The sequence below is a fragment of the Echinicola sediminis genome, assembly GCF_054777495.1.
Genome location: NZ_BAAHAP010000040.1, coordinates 22,670 through 49,021, shown reverse-complemented (window position 1 = coordinate 49,021; position 26,352 = coordinate 22,670). Strand labels below are relative to the sequence as shown.

At 43.5% G+C, this 26,352-nt stretch carries 26 protein-coding genes; 12 read left to right on the top strand and 14 right to left on the bottom strand.

Translation table 11 applies throughout. The annotated features are described in order from the left end of the window. Positions 1-75 precede the first annotated feature (75 nt). Positions 76-639 (bottom strand): TetR/AcrR family transcriptional regulator, encoded by a 564-nt coding sequence (locus ACYVAA_RS12130; RefSeq protein WP_460541982.1) that lies wholly within the window; start codon positions 637-639, stop codon positions 76-78. A 464-nt stretch (positions 640-1,103) separates the two neighbouring features. Here ACYVAA_RS12130 and ACYVAA_RS12125 point away from each other — a divergent pair, with 464 nt between their 5' ends. Then, positions 1,104-1,427, top strand: coding sequence for a Rieske (2Fe-2S) protein (locus ACYVAA_RS12125; protein ID WP_460541980.1), 324 nt, complete (start codon positions 1,104-1,106; stop codon positions 1,425-1,427). Positions 1,428-1,625: 198 nt separating this feature from the next. Here the strand turns inward: ACYVAA_RS12125 and prmA are convergent, their stop codons facing one another. Together prmA and tpiA are read right to left on the bottom strand one after the other, a co-directional pair. Beyond that, positions 1,626-2,456, bottom strand: a complete 831-nt coding sequence (gene prmA / locus ACYVAA_RS12120; RefSeq protein ID WP_460541978.1) for a 50S ribosomal protein L11 methyltransferase — start codon at positions 2,454-2,456, stop codon at positions 1,626-1,628. Between the two features lie 78 nt (positions 2,457-2,534). Beyond that, positions 2,535-3,293: a triose-phosphate isomerase family protein gene (gene tpiA / locus ACYVAA_RS12115; RefSeq protein WP_460541976.1), complete on the bottom strand. Its 759-nt coding sequence runs from the start codon at positions 3,291-3,293 to the stop codon at positions 2,535-2,537. A gap of 97 nt (positions 3,294-3,390) precedes the next feature. Between tpiA and ACYVAA_RS12110 the strand changes: the two genes are divergently transcribed. After that, positions 3,391-3,900 carry a regulatory protein RecX gene (locus ACYVAA_RS12110; protein ID WP_460541974.1) on the top strand — a complete coding sequence of 170 codons (510 nt, stop codon included), beginning with the start codon at positions 3,391-3,393 and terminating at the stop codon, positions 3,898-3,900. Between the two features lie 209 nt (positions 3,901-4,109). On the opposite strand, the gene ACYVAA_RS12105 is transcribed toward ACYVAA_RS12110, so the two are convergent. The 4 genes from ACYVAA_RS12105 to ACYVAA_RS12090 are packed head-to-tail and all read right to left on the bottom strand — an operon-like array spanning position 4,110 to position 8,471. Then, positions 4,110-4,748: an AlbA family DNA-binding domain-containing protein gene (locus ACYVAA_RS12105; RefSeq protein ID WP_460541972.1), complete on the bottom strand. Its 639-nt coding sequence runs from the start codon at positions 4,746-4,748 to the stop codon at positions 4,110-4,112. Positions 4,749-4,760: 12 nt separating this feature from the next. After that, positions 4,761-5,198 (bottom strand): hypothetical protein, encoded by a 438-nt coding sequence (locus ACYVAA_RS12100; protein ID WP_460541970.1) that lies wholly within the window; start codon positions 5,196-5,198, stop codon positions 4,761-4,763. Continuing rightward, positions 5,195-7,234, bottom strand: a complete 2,040-nt coding sequence (gene uvrB, locus ACYVAA_RS12095; protein WP_460541968.1) for an excinuclease ABC subunit UvrB — start codon at positions 7,232-7,234, stop codon at positions 5,195-5,197. Before uvrB ends, ACYVAA_RS12100 begins: the two co-directional genes overlap by 4 nt. 49 nt (positions 7,235-7,283) lie before the next feature. Next, the gene (locus tag ACYVAA_RS12090; RefSeq protein WP_460541986.1) at positions 7,284-8,471 is read right to left on the bottom strand and encodes an Lnb N-terminal periplasmic domain-containing protein; all 1,188 of its coding nucleotides are present in this window, start codon (positions 8,469-8,471) and stop codon (positions 7,284-7,286) included. A gap of 48 nt (positions 8,472-8,519) precedes the next feature. Between ACYVAA_RS12090 and ACYVAA_RS12085 the strand changes: the two genes are divergently transcribed. Then, positions 8,520-10,847 (top strand): T9SS type A sorting domain-containing protein, encoded by a 2,328-nt coding sequence (locus tag ACYVAA_RS12085; protein WP_460541966.1) that lies wholly within the window; start codon positions 8,520-8,522, stop codon positions 10,845-10,847. A gap of 60 nt (positions 10,848-10,907) precedes the next feature. Here ACYVAA_RS12085 and glmS read toward each other — a convergent pair whose 3' ends face one another. The 3 genes from glmS to ACYVAA_RS12070 are packed head-to-tail and all read right to left on the bottom strand — an operon-like array spanning position 10,908 to position 14,950. Then, positions 10,908-12,749: a glutamine--fructose-6-phosphate aminotransferase gene (glmS, locus tag ACYVAA_RS12080; protein ID WP_460541964.1), complete on the bottom strand. Its 1,842-nt coding sequence runs from the start codon at positions 12,747-12,749 to the stop codon at positions 10,908-10,910. 37 nt (positions 12,750-12,786) lie between these two features. Beyond that, positions 12,787-14,175: a hypothetical protein gene (locus ACYVAA_RS12075; protein ID WP_460541962.1), complete on the bottom strand. Its 1,389-nt coding sequence runs from the start codon at positions 14,173-14,175 to the stop codon at positions 12,787-12,789. Next, the gene (locus tag ACYVAA_RS12070; RefSeq protein WP_460541960.1) at positions 14,135-14,950 is read right to left on the bottom strand and encodes a glycogen/starch synthase; all 816 of its coding nucleotides are present in this window, start codon (positions 14,948-14,950) and stop codon (positions 14,135-14,137) included. The genes ACYVAA_RS12075 and ACYVAA_RS12070 overlap by 41 nt, the downstream gene beginning before the upstream one ends. A 127-nt stretch (positions 14,951-15,077) precedes the next feature. On the opposite strand from ACYVAA_RS12070, the gene panC reads away from it, so the two are divergent. The 6 genes from panC (at position 15,078) to ACYVAA_RS12040 (ending at position 20,351) form a co-directional block, all read left to right on the top strand. Next, the gene (gene panC / locus ACYVAA_RS12065; protein ID WP_460541958.1) at positions 15,078-15,935 is read left to right on the top strand and encodes a pantoate--beta-alanine ligase; all 858 of its coding nucleotides are present in this window, start codon (positions 15,078-15,080) and stop codon (positions 15,933-15,935) included. A 30-nt stretch (positions 15,936-15,965) separates the two neighbouring features. Beyond that, positions 15,966-16,313, top strand: a complete 348-nt coding sequence (gene panD / locus ACYVAA_RS12060; protein WP_460541956.1) for an aspartate 1-decarboxylase — start codon at positions 15,966-15,968, stop codon at positions 16,311-16,313. Between the two features lie 2 nt (positions 16,314-16,315). After that, entirely contained in the window at positions 16,316-17,317 is a 1,002-nt protein-coding gene (locus tag ACYVAA_RS12055; RefSeq protein ID WP_460541954.1) for a lysylphosphatidylglycerol synthase transmembrane domain-containing protein, read from the top strand. A 34-nt stretch (positions 17,318-17,351) separates the two neighbouring features. Further along, on the top strand, positions 17,352-18,044 hold the full coding sequence (locus tag ACYVAA_RS12050) for a zinc metallopeptidase (RefSeq protein WP_460541952.1): 693 nt from the start codon (positions 17,352-17,354) through the stop codon (positions 18,042-18,044). Positions 18,045-18,141: 97 nt separating this feature from the next. Continuing rightward, on the top strand, positions 18,142-19,281 hold the full coding sequence (locus ACYVAA_RS12045) for an acyl-CoA dehydrogenase (RefSeq protein WP_460541950.1): 1,140 nt from the start codon (positions 18,142-18,144) through the stop codon (positions 19,279-19,281). A 137-nt stretch (positions 19,282-19,418) separates the two neighbouring features. Further along, positions 19,419-20,351, top strand: a complete 933-nt coding sequence (locus tag ACYVAA_RS12040) for a helix-turn-helix domain-containing protein (protein WP_460541948.1) — start codon at positions 19,419-19,421, stop codon at positions 20,349-20,351. Here the strand turns inward: ACYVAA_RS12040 and ACYVAA_RS12035 are convergent. The 4 genes from ACYVAA_RS12035 to ACYVAA_RS12020 all read right to left on the bottom strand — a co-directional run bounded on the left by ACYVAA_RS12035 (position 20,331) and on the right by ACYVAA_RS12020 (position 22,499). Beyond that, positions 20,331-21,116: a geranylgeranylglyceryl/heptaprenylglyceryl phosphate synthase gene (locus tag ACYVAA_RS12035; RefSeq protein ID WP_460541946.1), complete on the bottom strand. Its 786-nt coding sequence runs from the start codon at positions 21,114-21,116 to the stop codon at positions 20,331-20,333. The genes ACYVAA_RS12040 and ACYVAA_RS12035 overlap by 21 nt on opposite strands. Further along, positions 21,100-21,471: a hypothetical protein gene (locus ACYVAA_RS12030; protein ID WP_460541944.1), complete on the bottom strand. Its 372-nt coding sequence runs from the start codon at positions 21,469-21,471 to the stop codon at positions 21,100-21,102. The genes ACYVAA_RS12035 and ACYVAA_RS12030 overlap by 17 nt, the downstream gene beginning before the upstream one ends. After that, positions 21,461-21,826: a phage holin family protein gene (locus ACYVAA_RS12025; RefSeq protein ID WP_460541942.1), complete on the bottom strand. Its 366-nt coding sequence runs from the start codon at positions 21,824-21,826 to the stop codon at positions 21,461-21,463. The genes ACYVAA_RS12030 and ACYVAA_RS12025 overlap by 11 nt, the downstream gene beginning before the upstream one ends. A gap of 76 nt (positions 21,827-21,902) precedes the next feature. Then, a complete protein-coding gene (locus tag ACYVAA_RS12020) occupies positions 21,903-22,499 on the bottom strand; it encodes a YkgJ family cysteine cluster protein (protein ID WP_460541940.1) in 597 nt (198 codons plus the stop codon). Positions 22,500-22,702: 203 nt separating this feature from the next. Here ACYVAA_RS12020 and ACYVAA_RS12015 point away from each other — a divergent pair, with 203 nt between their 5' ends. The 3 genes from ACYVAA_RS12015 (at position 22,703) to ACYVAA_RS12005 (ending at position 26,273) form a co-directional block, all read left to right on the top strand. Next, entirely contained in the window at positions 22,703-23,437 is a 735-nt protein-coding gene (locus tag ACYVAA_RS12015; RefSeq protein WP_460541984.1) for an LOG family protein, read from the top strand. 2 nt (positions 23,438-23,439) lie between these two features. Then, the gene (locus ACYVAA_RS12010; RefSeq protein ID WP_460541938.1) at positions 23,440-24,390 is read left to right on the top strand and encodes a lytic transglycosylase domain-containing protein; all 951 of its coding nucleotides are present in this window, start codon (positions 23,440-23,442) and stop codon (positions 24,388-24,390) included. 203 nt (positions 24,391-24,593) lie between these two features. Beyond that, positions 24,594-26,273: a hypothetical protein gene (locus tag ACYVAA_RS12005; protein ID WP_460541936.1), complete on the top strand. Its 1,680-nt coding sequence runs from the start codon at positions 24,594-24,596 to the stop codon at positions 26,271-26,273. The last annotated feature ends 79 nt before the right edge of the window (positions 26,274-26,352 follow it).

The following is a 26,352-nucleotide window of genomic DNA, read 5'->3' as shown; positions in this document are numbered from 1 at the left end:
GTGATAAATAATACTTTTCTCATAATTCTTTATTTAATAACTAAACAATCGTTTAGATTTAAACTAAAAAAAATGTCATTTGTTTATAAATATGTTTTCAATGTAATTTTCAAGTTGTTTCTTATTAAATATTCGTGTAGCAGAAGATAGGCCGAACATAGAAATAATTAGAAAATCCGCTTGTTGTTCAATAGCCGTATTGGTTTTGGTTTTATCTTGTTTTAAAATATTAGCAAATATTTGTTTTACTTCATTGGTAAAGTTGGCTAAAGATTCTTTTATCTGCTGGTCTGCGTCTTCTCCGATTTCATTGGCCGTGTTAGTAACTAAACAGCCTTTACCGAATTCTGTTTCCTTTGTAAAGTCGATAAAATCATAAAAATATTGCTTAATCCCTAAAATGCCGTTTTCAGAAGCCTTTAATTTGTTTAAAAGCTTGTTTAGCTTTTGCTTGTAACACTTTAGACTTTCAAGAAATACACCATTTTTACTACCAAAACTTGAATAGATAGAAAATTTATTAATTCCCATTTCTTTCTCAAGCATTTGCATAGAAGTTGTTTCGTAACCATTTCGCCAGAATAAATTCATCGCTTTTTCGATTACTTCTTCCTCGTTATATTTCTTTGTTCTTGGCATTCAATTTTTGATCACACCACAAAACTAACCAATCGGTTAGTAATAAAAAATATTTTAATCTTTATTTTTCAGACTATTACGTTGAAATTGATCCGGAAAGGTGCAACTGGCGGACAACCTTTCCTTCACAAAAGCTTAACCACCTCTGCGCACTTTGCGTCCTCTGCGGTTTAAAAGCTTTACCACGAAGGACACGGAGTTCACTGAGATGCTACAAAAAAACTTTGTGGTCTATGTGCTTCCTCTTGACTCTGCGCCGTGGCTTTGTGCAACTGGCGGAAAAAGCTTTTCCTACACAGAAGCTCAACCACCTCTGAGCTCTTTGTGGCCTCTGTGGTTATAAAGCTTTACCTCGAAGAACACGGAGTTCGCTGAGATGCTACAAAAGAAACTTTGTGCCCTCTGTGGTTAACAAAGCTTCGTCTTCTTTATTGATTCAGCCAAAATCCCTTATCTTGGAGGCCATGCGAAAATTCACATTGGGAAAATCAAAGGAGGAGGTCAAGTCCATGCTGCCAGAAGGCAATATCCGCGTCACCCAGCTTGGCGCCAAAAAAGTATGTGTGGTCAGGTCAGGGGAAAATATTTTTGCCTTCGAACAGCTCTGCCCGCATAGGGGAGCCTTTTTGAAAGACGGACATATCAATCGCTTTGGGGAAATCATCTGTCCCCTGCACTCCTATCGCTTTGATCTTCACAGCGGCCAACTGGTCTCGGGGGGAAGCTGCGGAGATTTAGAGGTGTACAAAACCAATTTAACGGATGATGGCTTGGAAATTGAGCTTTGATTTAAGGTTAACCACAAAGTGCTCCAAGGTCTCACAGAGGCCACAGAGTGTTTGTTCGGATTGTTAACCACGGAGGGCACGGTGAACACAGAGGTTATTAAATTATAGTTGGCTTTTTCGGATAAACCTTGACTTTTGTTAGGTATGATAATATGGAATTATCCCTGCAGTTTAAGCTCAGAGAAAAGGGGGCGCAAATTACGCTTTTTCAAATACGATGGCGGCCCAGTTATCCTTGGCTTTTTGGCCTTTTAACCTTAGCCCCAAAGATTCAGCCATGTATTGGAGGTCTGGGACATCCTGCTCATAAAATCCGCTGAGGAAAAGCTTGGCATCCGGCTTCATCAGGGAAACGTAAACTTCCATTTCGTCCATCAGCACGTTTTTGTTGATGTTGGCCATCACAATATCAAATGGTCCGCTTGGATTGACCTCCCGGATGGTGCCGAGCCCCATCTTGACCTGACCCATTCCGTTGAGCTCAAAGTTCTCGTTACCGTTTTCCACACACCAGTTGTCAATATCAAAAGCCTCGACATGGGAAGCCCCTAATTTATGGGCCATGATGGCCAAAATCCCTGTACCAGAACCAATGTCAATCATGCTTTTGCCCTCATGGGGAGTCTCCAGCTGATGGGAAAGCATCAGGTAAGTGGTGGCATGGTGCCCTGTACCAAAGGACATCTTTGGGTTGATCAGGATATCGTATTTTACCTCTTCTCTGGGAGCATGGAAGGAAGCCCGCACATAGACTTCTGTACCAATGGAAATCGGATCATAATGCTTTTCCCACTCTTCATTCCAGTTGACCTTGGGCATTTTGCCCTCGGAAACGGAAATATTGGCCACCTCTTGGTAGCGGTCAATAACTTCACGATATGCCCCCCGGTCAAAAAGATCTTCCTGAATATAAGCTTCCAATCCTTCATCGGTCTCCAAAAAGGAATCAAAGCCTACTTCGGCCAATTCGGCGATTAGGATTTCGGTAAATTCTTGGTTACAGTTAATTTTAAACTCCAGGTATTCCATGGCTCGGGGAAAAATAAATAAGGATGCTGTAAAAGGGGAAGGAAGAACTCCCGCCCTGCGGCAGGAGTTCGGAATGTCTTAGAATGACTTGATGATGTCTACAAAGTCTCTTGATTTAAGCGAAGCACCGCCGATCAATCCACCGTCCACATCAGGCTTGCCGAAGATTTCCTTGGCATTGTCAGGCTTGCAGCTACCGCCATAAAGGATGGAAGTATTTTCCGCTGCCTGGCCATACTTGGAGGCCAAATGGGATCTGATGGCTGCATGCATGTCCTGAGCCTGCTCTGAAGTAGCAGTTTTGCCCGTACCGATCGCCCAGATCGGCTCATAAGCAATGACCAACTTGGAGAAATCCTCCTCGCTTAAGCCGAAAAGGCTGGCTGTCAACTGCTCCTTAACGTATTCCTCATGAGTACCGGCTTCCCTGATTTCCAAAGGCTCTCCACAGCAGAAGATGGGGGTAAGTCCATTGGCCAAGGCCAGCTTTACTTTTTCAGTAAGCTCTTCATTTGATTCATTAAAGTATTCTCTGCGCTCGCTATGGCCCAGGATGACAAAAGAAGCACCGAAAGAAGCTAAGATTTTAGCAGAAGTTTCACCGGTATAAGCTCCAGATTCCTTGTCTGAGCAGTTTTGTCCGCCGAGGAAGATGTTTTCCACACCCCCGATCAGTTTTTTCACATTGGAAGCATGGACAAAAGGAGGGTTCAGTACAACAGTTACGTCATTGATTCGCTCATCTTTGACCATATTTACAATCTCAGAAGTCAGCTTTTGGCCCTCTTCCTGAGTTCCGTTCATTTTCCAGTTACCGGCGACGATTTTTTTGCGCATGATAATTTAGGTTAGGTTTAATATATTTGATGTGAAAAGTCCTTTCAGGTAATGAATTCAAAGCTGAAAAGATATTTCGATGCTAAAATTACATAAAATGTCCTTCCCAAGAAAAGAATATTCCCACGAGCCTAAGAAAAAAACGCTTACACCTTCACAGGCCAAGGTGAAGATCGCAGCTTTTTGTGCCTATCAGGAGCGGAGCCAGCAAGAGGTGAGGGACAAGTTGTACAGTTATGGCCTGTTCCAGGACGAAGTGGAAGAGCTGATCTCGGAAATGATCACCCAAAACTTTCTTAATGAAGAGCGCTTTGCCGTTTCCTATGTACGGGGAAAGTTTCACCTTAAAAAATGGGGAAAAAATAAGATTTTACAGGGACTCAAGCAGCATCGGATCAGCGCCAACTGCATCAAAGAGGGAATGAAGGAAATCGATCCGGACAACTATTGGGACACTGTGATGGAACTGGCAGAAAAGAAATGGGCATCCACCAAAGAAGCGGATTTATTCAAGAAAAAAGCAAAGGTGCACCGTTTTATGTTGGGTAGAGGCTTCGAAAATGACTTGGTTTTGGCGGCATTGGAAGAGTTAAAAGTAGGGGAGTGAATGCCTAAAAATCCCTTTTTGTTTCCCGCTGATCGCACAGATAAACGCAGATACTGGCATAACTGATAAAGTATCTTCAAAAAACCGGAAAAAGAGGACTTCGGATAAGAACAAGCACAATAGGGTCTATTTTTTTTGAGGCTGGAATGGCAAACTCCTTAATCCATTCTGCCATTATCCTAATAACCAATTCCCCAATAACCAATCCCCTAAACCTGCTTGAGCTTAAACAAATCCTCCTGTTCCTGTGGAATTACCTGCAGTACATTGGCCAGCACCAGCCTGACCAGGGTTTTGGAAGCGATGAACCTTGGCAATCGGGCGATCTTGGAATACTCTTTTAAGGTAATGGATTCGTTTTCTTTCAAGGCCTGCATCAGCTTGGTTTCTTTTTCGCCATAATTAAAAATGATATCCTTTTCCTGTTTTCCCCTTCGAAGAATCTCCCATACCTCCCGACTGGCCTGTACCGTGCGGTCTTCCACCCGAACAAAGGACCTTTTTCTGCCCTGTTCGTAAAGATAGTGCGGTCTCCTGGGGCTTTTTTCAAAATGATAAACCGCTACTCCTTTTTTTTCCGTAATGGGAATAATCCAATGCTCAAACTGGACCAAAGGGCGGATCATTTCCTTGATGGCTTTGTTGAGCACGTAGACATCCTCTTCCACATAGCGCTGACCGCTGACGGTTTTGTCATCGTCCACGCCGATAAAAAGATAACCTCCATCAGTGTTGGACAGCGCAATGACTTCCCGGACGATTTTCTCAGGGTGTGACACCTTTTTTTTGAATTCAATATGTAAACCCTCGCCCTGCTGGGCAAGTCTGGCCACTTCCTGAAGTGTCATTTTAATGTCCTTTTAGTTGATCAAAAAGCTGATTCCAGCCCGCAAACCAGCCACATTGGTCACTGCATAATAATCCACCATACCCTCCAAACGGAATCGGTAGGATAAATTATAGGTGTATCCTGCCCCAAAAGCCAGGTCACTGTCTTTTCCCACCAAGCCCCTCATCCTAATGAAAACCGGTTCCAAGGGATAGTACCTCGCTCCCAATGTAACGTGATTAGGCCGGTTATAGTTGAATTCATACCCACCGGAAAAGGACAAAAAATACCAGTGGAAATAGTTGGCCTCCAACCCGAGTTGATACCTTCTGATCACGCCAGGGGCATCAGTTCTGGCCAAGTCAAAGGCACTTGAAATCATATAGCTTCCTTCTGCCTGCTGGGCCTCGGTCTTCTTTGCGGCCAATAAAAGTAAGGGGAAAGCCAGTAATATTAGTTTGTTTTTCATCCATCCATTCTTTTGAGCTCTTCCAATCGTTTTTGCAATCCCTGCCATTCGTCACGCAGTCTGGCCGCCTCCATAAAGTTAAGTTCCTTGGCGGCTTTTTCCATCTGCTTCTGGGTTTGTGGGATCAGTTTTTCTAGCTTCTCCTTGCTCAAATATTGTACCACCGGATCCGCTGCATAGGCATTCTCCTCGGTAAAGTGATCATCATAGAACTTGGCATTTTTCTTACTGTCGGCCACTTTGGTCTGGCCCATGATTTTTTCTTTGGATTTAAGGACGGTTTTAGGAGTGATTCCATGCTCTTCATTATAGGCCATTTGGATCGCCCTTCTCCTTTTAGTCTCATCTATGGCCCTTTTCATGGATTCAGTTACCCGATCGGCGTACATGATCACCCTTCCGTTTTCATTTCGGGCCGCCCGACCAATGGTCTGTACCAAGCTCCGTTCATTTCTTAAAAAGCCTTCCTTGTCGGCATCCAAAATGGCCACCAAAGATACTTCCGGTAAATCCAGCCCTTCCCTGAGCAGGTTCACGCCCACCAACACATCGAAAATCCCCAGCCTCAATTCCCTCAGGATTTCCACACGGTCCAGAGACTTGACTTCCGAATGGATATAGCGGCATTTGATACCCGCCCTTTCGAGGAATTTATTGAGTTCCTCGGCCATTCTTTTGGTCAGGGTGGTAACCAAAACCCTGTCCCCGCTTTTGATGGTCTGGTCTATCTCCTCCAACAAATCATCAATTTGATTGCCACTTGGTCTTACTTCTATCAACGGATCCAATAGACCTGTGGGCCGGATAATCTGCTCGACCACCACACCATCGGTTTGGTTGAGCTCATAATCCGCGGGAGTAGCACTTACATAGATGATCTGGTTGGTCAAGGATTCAAACTCATCAAATTTCAATGGCCGGTTGTCCAGCGCCGAAGGAAGCCGAAATCCATAGTCCACCAAATTGACTTTTCGGGAGCGGTCACCTCCCCACATCGCTCGGATTTGGGGAACGGTCACATGGCTTTCGTCAATCACCATCAGAAAATCATCCGGGAAATAATCCAACAGACAGAAAGGCCTGGCCCCAGCTGCCCTCCTGTCAAAATAACGGGAGTAGTTTTCCACACCGGAACAATAGCCGAGTTCCCTGATCATTTCCAGGTCAAACTCCGTCCTTTCCTTTAACCTGTTGGCCTCCTCCAACCTTAGATCCTTTTCAAAAAAGGAAAGTTGCGCCACCAGATCATCCTGAATCTCCTTAATGGCCACATCAATCACATCTCTTCCCGTCACAAAAAGGTTGGCTGGAAAGATCGTGATAAGCTTTTCTGTGGATATCTTTTTTCCGGTAGCAGGATCCACCCGTTGAATCGCCTCTATTTCATCCCCCCAAAAATAAATTCTGTAGGCAAAATCAGCATAGGCAACAAAGATGTCCACCGTGTCTCCCTTGACCCTGAAGGTTCCGTGCTTAAAATCTGCATTGGCCCGACTGTATAGGATATCCACCAACTGGAAGAGCAACTGGTTTCTTGGAATACGGTCTCCCTCCTGAAGTCTAACCACGTTTTTTCCAAACTCCTCCGGATTACCTATACCATAAATACAGGAAACGGAAGCCACCACGATCACATCACGCCTACCGGACAACAGGGAAGAAGTGGCACTGAGGCGGAGTTTTTCGATCTCCTCATTGATGGAAAGGTCCTTTTCAATGTACACGCCACTAGTGGGAATAAACGCTTCCGGCTGATAGTAATCGTAATAGGATATAAAATATTCCACGGCATTTTCAGGGAAAAACTGTTTGAATTCCCCATACAATTGGGCAGCCAAGGTCTTGTTATGGCAAAGCACTAAAGTAGGCTTTTGGACTTCTTCAATGACATTGGCTACCGTAAAGGTCTTCCCTGAACCGGTTACCCCCAAAAGCACTTGGGAAGGATCTCCACTTTGAACTCCTTCAGATAGGTTTTTAATCGCTTCGGGCTGGTCGCCGGTGGGACTGTAATCGGAAATGATTTTGAAATCCATATTTTTTTTCGATATCCTTTACTAACATCCTGGGGCAGGAGAAAAGTTTTTAAACGGGAACATTTCTCCTATGGGACTTTAATCTCTCCAAATTATAATACAAATAATTGGTCCTCAAAATCACTACCAAAATAAGCGGAAGTACACTTGGATGGAAAGACTGCCACCCCAAAATCCAAAACACTATGGCAGCATCTGCCAAAATCAGGGCAAACAACAGGTACTTCTTCAGCCATTCCGGTGGCGTCTTCTGGGCCAATCCAAAAACCAAGATCCCATGCAAAGGGAAAGCCCAAAGCAGGTTCCAGTTGAACTTGGTTGTCGTATGTTCGGTAAAGAACCAAAGCAAAACGACAATGATTCCCACCAAAGAAAGTATCCCAAACAATGCCTGATCCAGTCCCAGGTAAAGTTTTTTCCTCTTAAAGCCAAAATAGGTGATGGTAATAAAAAGAATGGCCACTCCCCAAAACAAGAAATAAGGGTTTATCAGGCTCCAACTGATATCCACTGGAGGCAGGTCCAAAACCGTGGTCTGGCTTTTTACCAAGGGTCTTGAAGGACCATCCCCGACAATTTCTGCCCTTGCAAATGCCGCTTCCATATAATCGGGAAGAAACTGCTTTTCTCTTTCTGTCGCATCTACATCGATGACGCTTCCCAAAGCGAGGTCGATCCCTAGATCTCCCCAAGGAAGTGGGTAAACATATTCATCAATCAAATTTCTGAACGTTTTATCTTCTGTCTCCAGAGGATCCTTCCATTCCAGTTGATCCCCCAAAACAATTTCCATCATATCCCTGATCCGAGTAGCACAATTATCATAAAAGAAATCATAGCGATAGTATCGGTTATCGGGCTGATAGTTGATTTGCAGAAACTCAACGGCCTTGGCAGCCTGTTGCTCATTGAGGTCAAGCACCTGCTCCCGAACGGCTCTTTCGAGATAGGTATAGTGCTCAATAAACTGATCATAGGTGCTTACGCTAAGCATGTAATCGAGTTTTCCATTGGCAAACTTGAGGTAAAAGTTGGGGGTGTCAAAATCGAAAGTTCCATAGTTAAAGACCAGATCTCTACCACTGTTTAGGTCTACCACCCTGACGGCACTATGGCCAAAAATGCTGTACAGCTCATCTCCCGGATCACAGGTCAAAAGACTGACCCTATATGATTGAGCAGATAACAGGTTTAAATTCAACACAATGAGCAAAAAAAGTAAGGCGATTTTCTTCATCATTAAGAGATATGTTAGTAAATTATATATCCAGTAAACTTTTTGAATATGACTTTTTCATTGTTACCTGATATTTTTGATGGATACAATCCAAAACGAATTTACAAGATAATATTCGTAATTTTCATTGCGGCCCTGATATTATCCAAGCAAGCTTTAAGTCAGATCACGGGAGCGTATAGGACCATATCCAGTGGAGACTTTGATCAGGTTTCCATTTGGGAAGTGTATAACGGTATTACTTGGACATCAGCCGTCGCAAAGCCCTCTACAGACAATGATGTGTATATTGAATATGGAGATGAAGTTACCCTCACCCAAAACGAAGCCATCCGATCACTCTTCCTGAATGCCGAAGCCGGTACCGGCGAAAAGTTGGACATCAATGATTTTCAATTAAGCCTTTACGGTAGTTTAAATGCCTACAGCGGACCGGCTCCCGGAACACCTAATGGGGCTTGGAACACTATCGACTGGATAGGAAGCAGTCTTGATAGCAAACTGGCTTTTAAAGGGGCTAGCAGAGTAATCGTTCCTCTTGGTGCTTGGAGTGCTTTCTCTACAAGGAGCAGGTACTGCGTAGTGTTTGATGCGGATTTAGGTGAAGAATTTACCGTCCAAGAATCCATAAAAGCCAGCAAATTCGAGCTCCTTTCAGGAAAGGTAATCCAAGAAGGAAACCCCGGAATAGACTGTGCCACGTTCTCATTCAATACAGACCCTGCCGTTTCCGGTCCCTACGGTGACTTTATAATAGAAAATGGCGCCACCTTGGAAACCCACTGTTCAGAAGATATCGTTCTCCGCTCAGCCAGCGGAATGATCCCGGCGGCCCTCTTTGACCTTAAGGAAGGCGGCAGTTTGGTCCTCAATGCAAATGACCCAGAAATCAATGCCGTCGTGGTCGAATTGGCTGGAACGGTCACTTATGCCTCTAATTCCGGAAACCAAAATTTTATCAGCTCCGCCATGTCAGAAGCTGAAAGCCCTCAGTACTATCACCATTTGTTATTTGAAGGAAGTGGGCAGAAGAATTTGCCAGACACCCTATATCTTACAGGCAACCTCACTCAAAATGGACTTGGTTCAATTGTGGATAACAATACCTACTGCAGCATACAAGGCTCATCAGATCAGTCCATCATTGGGTTTTCATTTGAAATTTCGCACCTGGATGTGGACAAGTCCAATGGAACCGTGTTTGTGGACAATGACCTTACCATCGATAAAAACTTCTCCATGATCAAAGGAGGTATAGATTTTTCAGATCAGGATTTGTTTATAAACACGTCGGAAACGGGGGCCTATACTTATACTGAGGGAAACTGGAGCAACTTAAAGACGATCCATTACTCTAATATTCCAGCTACCTTGAGCAGTGGCAACGCAAGTTTCCCGTTTGTGGATAAGTATGAAGGAGGAGTGAGAACAGTACAACTAACAGGAACACAAAACAGCTCTGGGTCAGACCTTTCCATTACTTATCAACAGGTAGCAGGGGTAGACCACGACCCTGGTTATAACGACAAGGACGGAGAACCCATTATGCATCAGCTTAACAGCTACTTCACCTTTTCGAATCTATCATCGGACAATAGCAATTTGACGCTTGGTATAGCCGCAGATGACCTAATTGTGGATAACTTGGATGACTTAAGGATAGTTGCGGAAGGAACAGCGGCCGAAGGAAGTCATTTATCGGCCGAATCCGCCGGCGGTCATTACTGGGCCAAACGAGCCATTACCCTTAGTGAAATAAACACCAATAATTTTACGATTGGAAGTAGTAGGCAAGTAAGTGTACTCCCTGTTCTATGGCTGGATCATGGGGCATACCAGAAAGGAAGCTCCAATTGGATTCACTGGACAATTTCTGATGAAAGCAATATCCTGCTTTATCGTATTTATAGGTCCCATACCAATGTGGATAACTTTGAACTTGTTACGGAAGTTAAGGCAGAAAAGAAGGAAACGCGAACAACTGCAGGAAACTCGTATATCCTGCGTGATCGTCTTAATCACATCGATGGCCCTGTTTATTATCAATTATCCGGTGTGGATAACTTTCAAAACGAACACCATTCGCCTGTATTCCAGCTGGTAAAAAAACAGTTAATCCAAGAAAAGCTGCTGATCTCACCAAACCCTCACCATCAAGGGCCTATAAGACTTTCCATCCCATCGTCCTTTGATCCAAATAGAACACAGTTGAGTATAAGAAATTCACAGGGAAGTATCATCTATGAAAAATCAGGAAACTTTTCAGTTACACATGAAGAACTTCAACGCCACCTTAAAAAGCTTTGCCCCGGCATCTACCTCATCAGCATCCAATCTGATGAATCCATTGCTTACACGAAATGGATAAAGCAGTAGAAAAACAAAGCCCTGACTTTTCGAGTCAGGGCTTTGTTAGTTAACTATTTTTGCCGCTTATTACTCCACGGTAACGGATTTGGCCAAGTTTCTTGGCTGATCCACATTACAACCGCGCATCACAGCAATATGGTAAGAGAGCTGCTGCAAGGGGATCACAGAGATCAATGGCACAAATGCTTCGTGAACCTTTGGAATTTCTATAACGTGATCGGCCATTTTCTTTACAGTCTGGTCTCCTTCGGTTACCACAGCTATGATTTTTCCTTTTCTGGCTTTAACCTCTTGGATATTGCTTACGACTTTTTCGTAGGAACTGTCCTGGGTGGCTATAAACACTACCGGCATTTCTTCATCAATCAAAGCAATCGGTCCGTGCTTCATTTCTGCTGCAGGATAGCCTTCGGCATGGATATAAGAAATCTCTTTCAGTTTAAGCGCTCCTTCCAGGGCTACCGGGAAATTATATCCTCTTCCCAAGTATAGGAAGTTTCTTGCATCTTTATACTGGGCTGCTATTTTTTCGATTTGCTCATTTAGCTTTAGCGCTTTTTCTACTTTGGCAGGAATGGCTTCCAGCTCACTGAGCAGTTGGATGTATTTGCTCTCAGGCAAAGTCCCCCTTTGATACCCCAGCATCAGGGCCATCATGGAAAGTACTGAAATCTGGGCGGTAAATGCCTTAGTAGAAGCCACACCTATTTCCGGCCCTGCGTGGGTATATGACCCCGCATGGGTAGCCCGTGCGATAGAAGACCCCACAACGTTACATACTCCAAAAATGGTAGCACCTCTTTCTTTGGCCAGCTCAATTGCTGCCAATGTATCTGCTGTTTCTCCAGATTGAGAAATGGCAATGACAAAGTCCTTGCTGTTGACAACAGGATTCCTGTACCTGAATTCCGAGGCGTATTCCACTTCCACCGGAATCCTGGCAAATTCTTCAAAGAGATATTCGGCCACCAATCCTGCATGCCAACTGGTTCCGCAAGCGGTAATGATGATCCTATCTGCATTTTGGAACTTGTTCATATAGTCCTGCAGACCTCCCAAGACGAGTCTTCCGGCCCTGGCATCAAGCCTTCCGCGCATACAGTCCGCTATTGATCGAGGCTGCTCGTTGATCTCCTTCAACATGAAATGATCAAAACCTCCCTTTTCAATGGCTTCAAGCTCTAAATCCAATTGGTTGATATAGGGATGGGTCTCAACGTTTTCAATGGTCTTGATCTGGAGCTTGGCGTCACGGATCACCGCAATCTCATAATCGTCCAAATAAACCACTTGGTTGGTATATTCGATGATTGGAGTGGCATCTGAAGCTAAGAAAAACTCATCTTCTCCTACTCCGATCACCAGAGGGGAACCTTTTCTGGCTGCAATCAAGGTATCAGGCTGATCCTTGTGCATCAGCACTATGGCATAAGCACCTACTATCTTATGCAGAGCAAGCCTTACTGCCTCCTCAATGCTGCAATTATTGTTCTGATAAATGTCCTCAATAAAATTGATGAAGACTTCCGAGTCGGTCTCACTATGGAAAGTGTATCCTTTGTTGATCAAATCGGTTTTCAGAACATCATAGTTCTCTATGATGCCATTGTGGATCATAGCAAAATTCTCCGATGATGAATAATGCGGATGCGCATTCACATCGTTCGGCTCTCCATGGGTTGCCCATCGAGTATGTCCTATACCGATGTGAGAATGGAGGTCGGGACGGTTCCTGATGGCTTCTTCCAGCTCGGACACCTTTCCCTTTTTCTTGTAAACATTGAGTCCGGCTTCATTCAATAAGGCCACGCCGGCACTGTCATAGCCTCTGTATTCGAGGCGTTTCAGGCCTTTGATGACGATAGGCAGAGCTTCCTGCTTACCGACATACGCTACAATTCCACACATAAAAATTTATTTATTAGGGTCGAAATTTATTTTAAATCTATCGCATCTTCGAATAGAAAATTTTAAGTTTTATAGAATTTTGATTAACCACATATTCTCTCAAAGAGCGAACAAAGTCGTTGCTATAAGGTGGAGAACTGTTGCCGCTAGGGGTTCTGGGATAAAGTAAAAGATCGGTTCTCATCACATCGGTCCGATAGAGCGCATCGATGTAGGCTGTTAGGGATTGTTGGTATAAGAACTTTTCTGTGTTAAAAACCAAATTATTGGTACCAGTGGTAGATACGGCAGGAAGTACATTACCGTCTTCGTCCGTTACCACTTGCTGTGCCACATCGGATTGAATGCTATAAAGCGCGCCGTCTACCTCTCTCGTTAAAATTTCGTTGTTCTCATCTGTAAAATACGGAATTAGACTCGGAGGAGGAAGCTTACTATCAGGAAAATTTTCCGTAGGCCCTATTTCCATAGTGACATGGTTGAAGGTGGCATTTTCCAAGGTATCCAGAAAATTGGAAAGCGGCTCCATATTCAGTTTGAGCACCAAACCCAAAAGGGATTTACTGCCTACCAAATCACCTACTTCATAAGCGACATCTTTTTCGGCGACTATTTCGGTCGGTGTTCCTGTAGGGTCATTGATTACCCCGTTAAAATGACGGGACTGGGAAGTGGAAATGGTATAGGCAGTGGAAACAGTGTCCTCCGCATCGTCTCTGTAATAAAGCTTGATTCCCGTGTCACTGCCCAAAAGAACATTGATCGCCGTCTCCTCATCAGGATTTCCTTTCAAGGCAAAGCCAGGAAAATACTCCCGGAAACTGAAGATATTGTCAAAAACCGGATCCTCAGTCTTCAACCTGGTAAACAAATCCTCTGCCACGGCGCCGTCCAATGTCATATGCACTACCGTATCGGAATTCTCTTTAAGCATAAAAGAGCCGCTAGCAAAAGGACTCTCCTCGTACGCCAAATGATTGAAGTTATAATAGGCAGTGTCCAAGATCGGTTCCGTCAGTTTATGAACCGAAAAAGTTTTGGCCTCATCAAGATCATCCGCAGTAAGCGAACTGATGCTTAGACTAAACTTCGCTGAATCCAAAATCGCCTCCTCTGTGGGCCGGGTAGTAGAGCGGCTAAAGGACAACCTGCTGTAACCGATAGATTCTGTCCGGCCAAAAAAGCTGCTGTTATCACCGCCGGCCACCAGAACCAGGGGATTGGTAGTTCTTAAAGAATCCACAGATACCAAATAAGCAGAAAGGGGTATTTCTGCGTAGAACACCCCTATCTGGTTAGCATTTGGATCAAGCACCAATCCGATATCAGAAGGATCGGTACAAGAAGTATGAAATGATGTGGAAATTAATAAGAGCCCGGCAAGCTTAGCCTGCCAGGTCTGTATAGATGTTGTAATAACTTTCAAAAAGTTGTTCTTCTTCGTCTTCGTTGTTAATCTCACACTTTTTATCTTTAGAGCAATCTTCAATTATTTGATTAAGATTTTCGGAGATTTCATTTCCTTTGATCACCACGTCAGCATATTCCATTCCTATTTTCAGGAAGCCTTCATAGTCTTTGGACTTAAGAGGTGCCAATATACTGTCGTCGATGTCAACCATTTTGACCTTCTCCAACAAATCATCGCCAAATTTATGATTAAATCCGTTATTGTAAATAGTGAAAACCGATTTTGTGTTTTTAAATAACGGCTCGTTCTTATACGTGGTTTTTAGGTAAAGCGGAATCAAGCTGGTCATCCAGTCGTTACAATGTACCACATCCGGGGCCCAGCCCAGTTTTTTCACAGTTTCAATTACTCCTTTACAGAAGAAAATGGCTCTTTCGTCATTGTCTTCATAGAATTTTTCCTGCTTGTCAAAGAAAACGCTTTTCCTTTGAAAATAGTCTTCGTTATCAATGAAATAAACTTGAAGTTTCGCATTAGGAATGGAAGCAACCTTGATAATCAACGGCTTTTCCTCATCTCCTACTGAAATGTTGATTCCTGAAAGCCTTACTACTTCATGCAACCTGTTCTTTCTTTCGTTGATCAAACCAAATCTCGGAACAAGAATACGGATCTCCATTCCTTTCTCCTGCATGGCTTGAGGCAATGCCCTCACGAAGTTGGCTACCTCTGAGGTTTGAAGAAATGGATTGATTTCACTTGCAACGTAGAGAATACGAAGTTTGGACATATCTTGTTTTTTTTGTTGAGGGATAATACGGGACTACAAAGATACAAAAAAAAATACAAAAACCCATTGATATTGTCCAGAATAATTTACTTTTGCTCCTATTTTGCTATGCGAAAATGAAAAAGTTGTGAAAATTCTCCATACCAAACAAGAAATTAAAAATCAGCTGCTTAAGCACCGATTAGCCTCAAAAACCATAGGATTGGTCCCTACTATGGGAGCGCTGCATGAGGGGCATTTGACTTTAGTAGAAAATGCCAAAGATCATTCTGACCTCGTTATCGTCTCGATCTTTGTCAATCCCACGCAGTTCAATAACCCGGATGACCTAAAAAAATATCCACGGACAGTGGAAGAAGACCTCAAATTGTTGGAGCAAAAGCAGGTGGATTATGTTTTTCTGCCCGCCGTGGAGGAAATGTACACACAGCCCAATCAACTGAAATTTGACTTCGGCGACCTGGAACGGATCCTGGAGGGAGCTTTCAGACCAGGACATTTCAATGGCGTGGGAGTAGTGGTCTCCAAGCTTTTTAACATCATCAAACCAGACACCGCTTATTTTGGGCAAAAAGACCTTCAGCAGGTAGCCATTATCCGAAGGTTGGTCCTTGACCTCTCCTTTGATGTGGAAATAAAAGTAGTACCCACCATTCGTGAAAATGGCGGACTGGCCATGTCCTCGCGTAACCGTAGACTAACTGATCATCAGCGAAAAGCAGCATTGATACTCTTTGAATCCATGAATTCAGCCAGAAATGAACTTTTAGATGGAAAACCATGGTTTGAAGTAAAGAAAAATATATCACAAAAATTTAATCTGGAGCCATTGGCAGAGCTGGAATATTTTGAACTGGTCAAAACAAACAGCCTTGAAATTGTCTCAGAGCTAAATTCTTCCCCGGAAAACATAAGTGAAAAGTACTCAATATGTACTGCTGCTTATGTAGGAGAAGTGAGGTTGATCGACAACTTATCGATTTAATCCTTAAATTTGTGGCAAATTTAAATTACCATGCAAATTCAGTTATTGAAATCAAAGATTCACAGGGTTAAGATCACCCAAGCGGAGCTTCATTATGTGGGGAGTATTACCATTGATGAAGATTTGATGGACGCAGCGAACCTCATTGAGAACGAAAAGGTGCAGATTGTAAATGTCAACAATGGGGAGCGACTGGAAACCTATGTGATCAAAGGTGAGCGGGGAAGTGGAATGGTTTGCCTGAATGGCCCTGCAGCAAGAAAAGCACAAGTGGGCGATGTGGTCATTATTATAGCTTATGCAACCATGGATTTTGAAGAAGCCAAATCTTACAAACCGATTGTTGTATTTCCTGATGATTCCAATAAATTGATCTAGACTTGAAACTTAATCTGAAGCAATGGATACAAGTGGTGATATCCTTGAGTGTGGCCATTTGGATCTTTTGGTTTTTGTACAAAGACGTAAAAATGGAAAGCCTGTTGGAAGCACTTCAGCAGGCTTCCTTTTTTTGGATCGGCATTTCCATCCTGATTTCTGCCTTTGGCTTTTGGCTCAGGGCTTGGCGGTGGAAACTATTAATCAATGCAGACCTTCATGAAAAAATCTCCAGTGGCAGGGCTTTTTGGGCTTTGATGGTGGGCTACCTGGTCAACATGCTGGTACCCAGAGCTGGGGAAGTGGCCAGGTGCGGGGTACTAAAAAGGACAAACGGGCTACCTGTCAGCAAACTGCTGGGAACCGTTATCCTTGAGCGCTCCATTGACCTCCTTTTCATGTTGGTGGTCATTTTCATGGCTTTTGTTCTGGAACGGGAAGTATTTTTGGAGCTTTCAGCAGACTTGGTTTCTGTGGACAGTATTTTGGCTGTTCTTTCCAAATACCTACCACTCGTTATAGGAGGAGTGGTTTTACTTTTCATGGCTTTTTACTGGATTTCTAAGAGGTACAGGGACCATGGACTTGTCCAGAAGTTCCATCATTTTATCCGTGAACTGATTCAAGGCCTCAAAAGTGTGCAGCGAATGGACAACAGGCTTGGTTTCTGGGTAGCCTCCATCGGGATTTGGCTGATTTATTACTATATGATGTATTTTATAGCCAAAGGCATCCCTAGCACTGCCAATTTGTCTCCTTCCGCCATACTGATGGTGATGGTGATGGGCAGTATTGGCATGGTGGCGCCAGTACAAGGAGGAATCGGGACCTTTCATGCCCTGGTAGCGTTTATTTTAATGACATATGGTCTTGCCGAAGAAGAGGGCAAAATTTTTGCAGTCATTGTTCACAGCTCACAAGTTTTGATTGTATTGATTACCGGTGTGATCAGCCTATTGGCGGTTGCAAAAATATCGGTAACATCAAAACCGGTTGGCGTATAGTTCCGTTATAATTAGCGTTTAAACAAACAAGAATATGTTATTAATCTTAATTGTAATTGTATTTGGGATTTTGGGTTTTGTGGTAAGTCAAAAACTCAAGAGTAAATTCAAAAAGTATTCCCAGACCGCTCTCCAGGCGAATTTGTCCGGAAAAGAAATTGCGGAGTTAATGTTGGCCGACCATGGCATTCACAATGTCTCCGTACACTGCGTGGACGGACAGCTTACCGACCACTATAATCCGCAAAACAGGACCGTGAACCTCAGTCCAGATGTGTATTATGGCAGAAATGCTGCCGCTACGGCCGTTTCAGCCCACGAGTGTGGCCACGCCGTACAGCATGCAAGGTCTTATGCCTGGTTGAATTTACGTTCAGCGATGGTTCCTGTTCAGAACGCCAGTGGCAAGATCCTTAACTTTGTGTTGATCGCATCCCTTTTTGGCGGGATAGCACTGTTTGGTCTACCGATAAAAATCGTTGGTGCGATTGTGGTGGGTTCATACGCAGTGATTACCCTATTTACTTTCATCACCTTGCCTGTCGAGTTTGATGCCAGTAGAAGGGCTTTGGCCTGGGTACAGGAAAGAAATATCGTGACCACTTCCGAGTATGGCATGTCAAAAGATGCCCTGAAATGGGCGGCCATGACCTATGTGGTTGCAGCAGTGGCTTCTTTGGCTACTTTGGCCTATTATGCATCCATCTTTTTCGGAGGAAGGGAATGATCCATCTAAAAAAAATGATCATTGGAAAGGGGCAAGAAATTGCCCCTTTTGTTTTTTTAGCCTATATTCCTTTCCTATATAATAAACCCAATTAAAGATGAACTTTAGCTTAACAGAAGATCACTTGGCTGTGCAGAAAGCAGCCAGGGATTTTGCCAGAACAGAACTTTTGCCTGGCGTAATTGACCGTGACACCCATGCCAAGTTCCCCCATGAACAAATCAAACTTATGGGCCAACTTGGATTTTTAGGAATGATGGTATCCCCAAACTACAATGGAGGGGGAATGGACGCCATCTCCTATGTTTTGGCAATGGAGGAAATCTCTAAGATCGATGCCTCAGCCTCTGTGGTCATGTCGGTCAATAACTCCTTGGTCTGCTGGGGCCTGGAGACCTATGCCAATGATGCCCAAAAAGAAAAATACCTGAAGCCTTTGGCTTCAGGAGAGGCTTTAGGAGCTTTCTGCCTTTCAGAACCCGAAGCCGGCTCTGATGCCACCTCACAAAAAACAATAGCCGAGGACAAGGGGGACCATTATCTGATCAACGGAACCAAAAACTGGATCACCAATGGCAGCACTGCCGATACCTACCTGGTCATGGCCCAAACCGACCCCACCAAAAAGCACCGGGGGATCTCCGCTTTTATCGTGGAAAAAACCATGGAAGGCTTTGAGATCGGAAAAAAAGAAGACAAACTGGGCATCCGAGGATCGGACACCCATTCCCTCATGTTCAATGATGTCAAAGTCCCGAAAGCAAACAGGATCGGGGAGGACGGTTTCGGTTTCACCTTTGCCATGAAAACCTTGGATGGCGGACGCATCGGCATTGCCGCACAGGCTTTGGGAATAGCCTCCGGAGCATATGAACTGGCAGTGGCCTACTCCAAGGAGCGCCATACTTTTGGCAAACCCATCAGCCAGCACCAGGCGATACAGTTTAAGCTGGCGGATATGGCCACTAAAATAGAAGCAGCCCGTATGCTGGTCATGAAAGCGGCATGGCTGAAAGACCAAGGACAGGAATACCGCCATGCCAGTGCTATGGCCAAATTGTACGCATCGGAAGTGGCCATGGAAGTTACCATTGAGGCAGTACAAATTCATGGTGGATATGGATTTGTCAAAGAATATCACGTCGAAAGACTGATGCGCGACGCAAAAATCACCCAGATTTACGAAGGAACCAGCGAAATCCAAAAAATTGTAATTTCAAGAGGAGTTTTAAGATAAAAGAACGGATATTCACAGATTCCCATCACTAGTAATATTTATATTATTCTTTCATTAATGTTAAATTTTTCATTATTTTTATTATATTATAATTAAAATAATCATACTTTTACGCACTATTCAAAATTGCGTTAATAATGGAATATTACAATAAAGTCATAGAATCTGTTGGTGTAAGGTATACGCGAGGAAATAATTTCAGGGTAGAAAGGCCAGTGACAGTGACTGATTATACGGAATCCGAGAATGCCGTAATACTTCTGCATCAAGGAAGCCTGAAATTCGGGGAAGAACAGGAAGTGGTCAATGAAGGTGAAATCCTGTTTTTACCCGCTGGCCGCGCCAGTAAAGTGACTTTTGGAACGGCCTCCAAAAGAAATGAGATGGCCAATGATGACTTTATTGAAAACAAGAAAAAACACCTGCAAAGCATCAGCTTCAAAGACATCAAAACCATCGAGGAAGATTGCATGACCATTGTGACTTTTGAAGCTAAGGTATTTGACGTGGTCAACTTTTTTAATTCCTTGGGGATTCCTCCATTCATTATCCGCTTTAATGACCGACTAGCTTCTATCGTGGAAGATGTGGTCAAAGAATCTGAGCAGAACGTACCCGGAAAAGAGCGGGTAATAAAGTTGCATACTGAGCTCTTAGTGGTGGAACTGGTAAGACACATCCTTAAAAACAGGCTGTTTGTGGAAGAAATGTCCACCAACAGCACCTACTTCAAAGATCCAAGGTTGATCGATATGTTTAACTATATCAAGAAGAACATCGGCGGGGACCTTTCCAATAAAGTGTTGGCAAAAGTAGCCAATGTGTCGGAAGATTACGTTGGACAGTACTTCAAGATGCTGACCGGCATCAACCCGCAGGATTATATAGAATACCAAAGAATGGAAGCGGCTGTGGACCTGCTCAGAACCACCAAAAAAAGCATCAGGGATATCGGCAAAGAAGTAGGATATAAAGATACAGCCTATTTCTGCAGAAGATTCAAAATGATGTATGGACTGCCTGCAGGCAAAATGCGAAGAAGGGAATCCCTAATTAACGTTCAGGGATAAATTATATACCCTTAAGAAATCAAGCACCTCGGTCAGAAGGCCGGGGCTTTTTTCTACCCCATTGCCAAGTACGACCAGATCGGCTCCTGCCTCCCAGGCATTCCTGGCTTTTTCCAAGCTATCAATTCCCCCTCCGACAATCAACGGAGCATCAGTCTGTTCTTTCACACTTCCAATTATGCATTTATCAACAGGGGACTTAGCACCGCTACCGGCATCCAAAAAGAAATAGCGAAGCCCCAAAAACCTACCGGCCAATGCTGTGGCCACCGCCAAAGCGGGTTTATCATTGGGAAGAGGGATAGTTTGGCTGATATAATTGGCACTGGTAATTTCCCCATCATTCACCAGCATGTATCCGGTGGGCAGAATTTCCAGCTGTGTTCTGGCGAGGAGAGGGGCTGCAGTAACCTGTTGGCCAATCAACAGATCAGGGTTTCTCCCGGAAATGAGCGAAAGAAAAAGTATCCCATCAGCTTGATCACACACTTGGATCACATTGCCGGGAAACAGCACTACCGGGATGTTCTTACCGGCCGTTTCCTTGATACCTGAAATTGTTTCCCTGACATTATCCGCAGCAATCAAGCTTCCACCGACAAAGAAAAAGTCCACTCCCCCTTCCACTGCCCGGGAAATAAGGCCGTTAAAACTTTGCCCAGGCCCTGACTTCTCAGGATCTATCAGCAAAGCAAGTCCCTTAAGGCCGGAATGATGCAAATCGAAGAGCTTTTTACCGATATCGGACCTACCTTTTGTTGACATGAAGGGCTCTCTTTTGCAGTTCATCAATGAGCTTGGCCTGGCCCAACGAAAACAACACCATCAGCAGGCGCTTTCCGAAACTGCCCATTAGCGATGATTTATGTTTTTTGGTGTTTTTTTTATAAAGGCTTTGATCAATTTTACCTTCTTGCTCCAATTCCCGGATAGCTTTCTTTAGTTTTTTATCCTTCTTTCCACGGGCAACCCTAGCAATCCCATAAGACAGCAAACCTCCGGCCAATGCAGCTCCTCCAATTTTCACCCAAGTGTCCGATTCCTTTTTGAACACCCCGAGCTGTTGTTCCAGTTGCTTTTCCAGATCAGCTTCCTGCTGCCTAAGCTCTTTATTTACCATCTTCGTTTCTGTTTGATTTACTTAGGAACAAAATTTTGTTCAATGCATCAAATATACCTCTCTGTATGCTTTTGGAATCTTTGATAATGTAAAGAATGATCAATATGGCCACATAGATCAGCCCCACATACAAAAATCCCAGCGAATTGGAATAGGTAATTTCAGCAAAATAAAAGGCCAAAGCTATGCTTGAAAACAGCAGAATCAAAACCGAAACAATCACCATCATCGTTAAAATAGCTATTCGGGTAACGGCATCGGAAATCTTCTCTTTGATGTCGCTTTTGAGAATCTCTATTTTGATCTCAATTAGCTTTTTGACCGTATTAATAATCTCGGAGACGTTTAGCATCATCTTCAGGTTATAATTAAAAATTTGTTCTAGAGATTAACTTCCTTACAATATACATCAAAAAGATTGCACGAAAAACTTATATCGCCTGTCCCTCAAAGTAAAAATAAAAGGACAGAACAGCTTCCAAGGCCTTTTTTATCGCTATGTTAACAGGATATTGCTCCTTAGCCATATGAAAATCAATAGCATATAGCTTGGTATAATAATCCGAACTTACCGGGATAGCCACTTGGTTTTCCATAATAGCTGCAGCTACCTTATCATACAGTTCCTGCTTCTCAGATTTGATCAGCTTACAGGTGATCAGTTCTTTTCTATCTTCCCTATTTCTTCTGGCCGAGTTACCAAAGAGCCGGCAGATCATGCCCCTCTGGGAGTAAGCAGAACATTGCCCCGCTCTACCGTCCAAACTAAGTTGTTTAAGCAGCACACAGTAACTTTCTTCTCCGGTGGATTCAAGTTTTTCCAAAAACTCCTCTGCCCTGCCCGATTGGTAGAGATGAAAGGCCAAAGGCAAAAATTCCAGAGGTGTCGCAGGAATTTTTGGGTTAGCGCAACAGTGGCTACATCCCTGCACGCAGCCTAGGCCTGTTTGCCTGTAATAGTGCTTGATTTCAAGCTCCAGCTCTTTGAATATCTCATTGACAGCCAGTGATTTCTCCAGTAAATTCATATGGTTTGATAAAAAAACTCACGAAGGTAATTTAGGGGAACGAAATTTGCAATAGCAGCATCATACTTCACGGAATTTACTCGTTGATCATTAACAAAATGCGCTTTATTTCGTTTTAAATAGGATAATGCTATATTGAAATACTGAAAGTGATCACTTTTGGAAGAAGCGTAACAGAAGTTTTTTAAACCCAAATAGATATGATGAACGGAGAAATTAAAAAAACAGCAATGACTGAAGAAGAGAGAATTCGCAGGGCATTTAAAGAGAAGGATTGGAGTGAAATTAAAAGTGCAAATTCATGGGTGATATTTAAAGTCATGTCTGAATTTGTCGAAGGCTTCGAAAAATTGGCAAAGATTGGTCCCTGCGTTTCAATTTTTGGTTCGGCCAGAACTCCCCAGGAAAACAAATACTACAAGATCGCTGAAGAAATAGCGGCCAAGCTGGTAAGGCACGGATACGGGGTCATTACCGGCGGCGGACCCGGTATCATGGAAGCGGGGAACAAAGGGGCCCATGCCGAAAAGGGAAAATCAGTAGGCCTAAATATCCAGCTGCCCTTTGAGCAATTCAATAATATTTACATAGATCAGGACAAGCTGATCACCTTCGATTACTTTTTTGTAAGAAAGGTAATGTTTGTAAAATATGCCCAAGGTTTTATAGTTTTGCCCGGTGGCTTTGGCACTATGGATGAGCTGTTCGAGGCGATGACCCTGATCCAGACCAAAAAAACAGGTCGCTTCCCCATTATTCTTGTTGGCAAAGAATTCTGGGAAGGACTGATATCCTGGATCAAGCAAGTGATGCTGGACAAACATCATAACATCAGCCCTGAGGACATGGACTTGTTCTCTGTAGTGGATACCGCCACTGAGGCAGTGAAGGTCATTGATGAATTTTACAATAAATATTTACTATCTCCGAACTTCTGATTTTGAAACATTTTCATATTTACATTCTCTATACACTTGTGGTAGTGTTGTTTGGCATGGTCTTGTACCTGATGAACAGCGCTCCCACCGATCCACAGCCATTGTCGACTTCAGGAAAGATGGAAAGGATTGGCCGTGCTGAAATAGGAGAGGCGAAATTGCCCGCCAGGGTTAAAATCTTTGATCTTCCGGAACAGTTGGATTTTGCGGGAGAGCCCGTTCCATTAAAGGAAAAGGACATTATAGAACGGCTGGAGCGGGAAATCTATGTAAACGCCTACTGGGAATCTAATATGTTATTGATGATGAAGCGCACCGGCAAGTTTTTTCCTACCATTGAAAAAATACTTGCAGAATACCGCATCCCGGATGATTTCAAATATTTGGCATTAATTGAATCCGGCCTTATGAATGTCGCATCACCGGCCGGGGCCAGGGGATTTTGGCAGTTTATGGAAGGCACGGCCAAGGATTATGGACTGGAGGTAAACAAGGAGGTGGATGAACGCTACCATTTTGAAAAAGCCACGGTGGCGGCATGCAAATACTTACAAAAAGCCTACGCTAAATTCGGGATGTGGACCAACGTAGCCGCAAGTTACAATATCGGCCAGGCGGGCTTGGGCAGAAGGATGAACAACCAACATCAGCCCGATTACTATGACCTGTTGCTCAATGAAGAAACCAGCAGGTATATGTTCCGGATTTTAGCATTTAAGGAGATTTTTGAACATCCCGGAAAATACGGTTTTGAACTCAGCAAAGATGACCTTTACGAACTTCCTGAGATGCGAACGTTAGTGATAAAAAGTTCAGTAAAGGATCTGGCAGATTGGGCCATCAAACATGGCAGCAGTTATAAGGAGCTAAAAAATTACAACCCTTGGCTGAGAACTGATAAACTGACGGTAAGGAGAGGAAAAGAGTACGTGGTAAAACTCCCTGTGGAGTAATATTGATGTGGTCTTGGGGACATCCTGCGTGCTAACTTCCTCCACCTACTTCGCATAATGCACATTTGCCCTTACTCAGTGGCCAAAAAATAGAGCAAGAGGGATAAATTGATTTTCTCCATATTAACAACTAGCAAAGTACGACGCTGCATTATTTCATAGAATTAATTAGTTATATTAGGTCCTCTTAGACCACAGATCCAATGAATTATAAAAAGCTGCTTACTTTTTTAGGCTTAGTTCTGCTCGTTGCTTTATTTATTTTGAAAGGTCTTCCTTACTTGGTGAATGTTTACCTCAATAAAAATGCTGATGAAATCGTCAGCGATTTGATTACACGCACCAATGATTTTAGCGGACACCGGGTAAAGTTTGGTAAAATCAAACTCGACTATGACTATCGGGGCACCTATCTGGAACTGGACTCAGTAGCCATATTTCCCGAAGAAAAGCCTGACAGCAGCAAGGTACAGATCCATTTAATAGCCGAGAGGGTTTTGTTATCGGGATTTTTGTGGAGCAGCTTATTATTAGACAACGTCATTACCTTGGATTCGGCCGACTTGAAAAACGTTAGCATTTCATCTGTATCACCTTCCTTGGACTCTATAAAGCTCAAAAAGAAATCCTCGGTGAGACGTAAAGCAGACAAAGATTATCAAATGATCAATGTTTCACATATAAAGCTTGAGCACTTTTCCGTAGAGAACAAGGATATCAGCAATGATTCTACAAGGCTGAAAATTGAGGACCTGAATGTTCAGGCCAAAGGCTTTAAATTAAGTGATCAAGACCTGATCAATCCAAAAGCACTTTTCGAGGTGGAAACCGTAAAGGGTAATATTGGCAGGTCGGCCATCCATTTCAATGACTACCGTAACCTGATTGAGGCAAACGCTCTTCATTTTGACATGGAGGAAAGGTCGCTCACCATAGAAGGAGTGAAGCTGGACAATAAATTGGGGAAATACCAGTATATCAATGATTTTGAAAAGGAAACCGACTGGGTAGAAGTGGAGCAGGGCAAACTAGAGCTTATCAACATGAACTACTCGGCTTATTTCCGGGAAAATGTCATTGAAACAGAAAAACTCCAAGCCAAGGATTTTGTAATATCCGTTTTCCGGGACAAAAGGAAGCCGGACAATACCCAAAAGCGGCCGATGATGATCCATCAGATTATAGGAAGTATTCCTAAGCCCCTCCATGTGGATCTTATCAAATTGGAAAACGGCCTGATTTCTTACGAGGAGCGTCCGGATAACGGCTCCGAGGAGGCGGGAAAAATCTATTTTGATCAAGTGAACGGAGAAATCATCAACGTAACCAACATCCCGGAAATGCTAAAAATGCACAATGAACTGTCCTTAAAGGCAAACGCCAAGATCATGGGACAGGGGGATGTGGATTTAGAGGTCACTTACTATTTGCAGGACAGCACGGGAGGATTTACCATGAACGGCCATATTCGCAACATGCCTTTGGCCTCTATCAACCCCATGCTGAGGCCAGCTACCCAGGTGGCCATAAGAGACGGGGTCATTGATGATCTTTTTTTCAATATCAAAGGGGATGATGTGGAAGGCACGGGAGAATTGGTGATGAAGTACCATGATCTGGCCATTGACATCAAAGGAAAATCCTCCACAAAAGGCCAGAATATTTTTCAAAAGATCGGATCATTTCTGACCAATAAATTCATTATCCGCACGGACAATCCCAACAAAAAGGGCGAGCTGCAAAAAGGGGATGTTTATTTCAAAAGGGATCAGAGTAAATTTATTTTCAATTATTGGTGGAAGCTGCTACTAAGCGGCATGCGCTCCACTATTACGGGAGAAGATGAAGCCAAAATGAGGAAAAAGGCCAATGAGAAAAACTAACTCATGGCAGAGAAAACTAATTGAACTTCAAACGGGTTTAGAAAGAGAGCAAGGGTATTCCATGAATAATCCATATTTT

Coding starts and splice junctions, on each gene's coding strand:
- ACYVAA_RS12105 (WP_460541972.1), bottom strand. CDS start 4,748: ATGACACTTCAGGAAGTGGCCAGACTTGCCCAGCAGGGCGAGGGTTTA.
- ACYVAA_RS12020 (WP_460541940.1), bottom strand. CDS start 22,499: ATGAATTTACTGGAGAAATCACTGGCTGTCAATGAGATATTCAAAGAG.
- ACYVAA_RS12030 (WP_460541944.1), bottom strand. CDS start 21,471: ATGGTAAATAAAGAGCTTAGGCAGCAGGAAGCTGATCTGGAAAAGCAA.
- ACYVAA_RS12085 (WP_460541966.1), top strand. CDS start 8,520: ATGACTTTTTCATTGTTACCTGATATTTTTGATGGATACAATCCAAAA.
- ACYVAA_RS12040 (WP_460541948.1), top strand. CDS start 19,419: ATGGAATATTACAATAAAGTCATAGAATCTGTTGGTGTAAGGTATACG.
- uvrB (WP_460541968.1), bottom strand. CDS start 7,234: ATGGATTTCAAAATCATTTCCGATTACAGTCCCACCGGCGACCAGCCC.
- glmS (WP_460541964.1), bottom strand. CDS start 12,749: ATGTGTGGAATTGTAGCGTATGTCGGTAAGCAGGAAGCTCTGCCTATC.
- tpiA (WP_460541976.1), bottom strand. CDS start 3,293: ATGCGCAAAAAAATCGTCGCCGGTAACTGGAAAATGAACGGAACTCAG.
- ACYVAA_RS12050 (WP_460541952.1), top strand. CDS start 17,352: ATGTTATTAATCTTAATTGTAATTGTATTTGGGATTTTGGGTTTTGTG.
- ACYVAA_RS12110 (WP_460541974.1), top strand. CDS start 3,391: ATGTCCTTCCCAAGAAAAGAATATTCCCACGAGCCTAAGAAAAAAACG.
- ACYVAA_RS12035 (WP_460541946.1), bottom strand. CDS start 21,116: ATGTCAACAAAAGGTAGGTCCGATATCGGTAAAAAGCTCTTCGATTTG.
- prmA (WP_460541978.1), bottom strand. CDS start 2,456: ATGGAATACCTGGAGTTTAAAATTAACTGTAACCAAGAATTTACCGAA.
- panD (WP_460541956.1), top strand. CDS start 15,966: ATGCAAATTCAGTTATTGAAATCAAAGATTCACAGGGTTAAGATCACC.
- ACYVAA_RS12130 (WP_460541982.1), bottom strand. CDS start 639: ATGCCAAGAACAAAGAAATATAACGAGGAAGAAGTAATCGAAAAAGCG.
- ACYVAA_RS12045 (WP_460541950.1), top strand. CDS start 18,142: ATGAACTTTAGCTTAACAGAAGATCACTTGGCTGTGCAGAAAGCAGCC.
- ACYVAA_RS12015 (WP_460541984.1), top strand. CDS start 22,703: ATGAACGGAGAAATTAAAAAAACAGCAATGACTGAAGAAGAGAGAATT.
- ACYVAA_RS12025 (WP_460541942.1), bottom strand. CDS start 21,826: ATGATGCTAAACGTCTCCGAGATTATTAATACGGTCAAAAAGCTAATT.
- ACYVAA_RS12100 (WP_460541970.1), bottom strand. CDS start 5,198: ATGAAAAACAAACTAATATTACTGGCTTTCCCCTTACTTTTATTGGCC.
- ACYVAA_RS12005 (WP_460541936.1), top strand. CDS start 24,594: ATGAATTATAAAAAGCTGCTTACTTTTTTAGGCTTAGTTCTGCTCGTT.
- ACYVAA_RS12090 (WP_460541986.1), bottom strand. CDS start 8,471: ATGAAGAAAATCGCCTTACTTTTTTTGCTCATTGTGTTGAATTTAAAC.
- ACYVAA_RS12070 (WP_460541960.1), bottom strand. CDS start 14,950: ATGTCCAAACTTCGTATTCTCTACGTTGCAAGTGAAATCAATCCATTT.
- ACYVAA_RS12125 (WP_460541980.1), top strand. CDS start 1,104: ATGCGAAAATTCACATTGGGAAAATCAAAGGAGGAGGTCAAGTCCATG.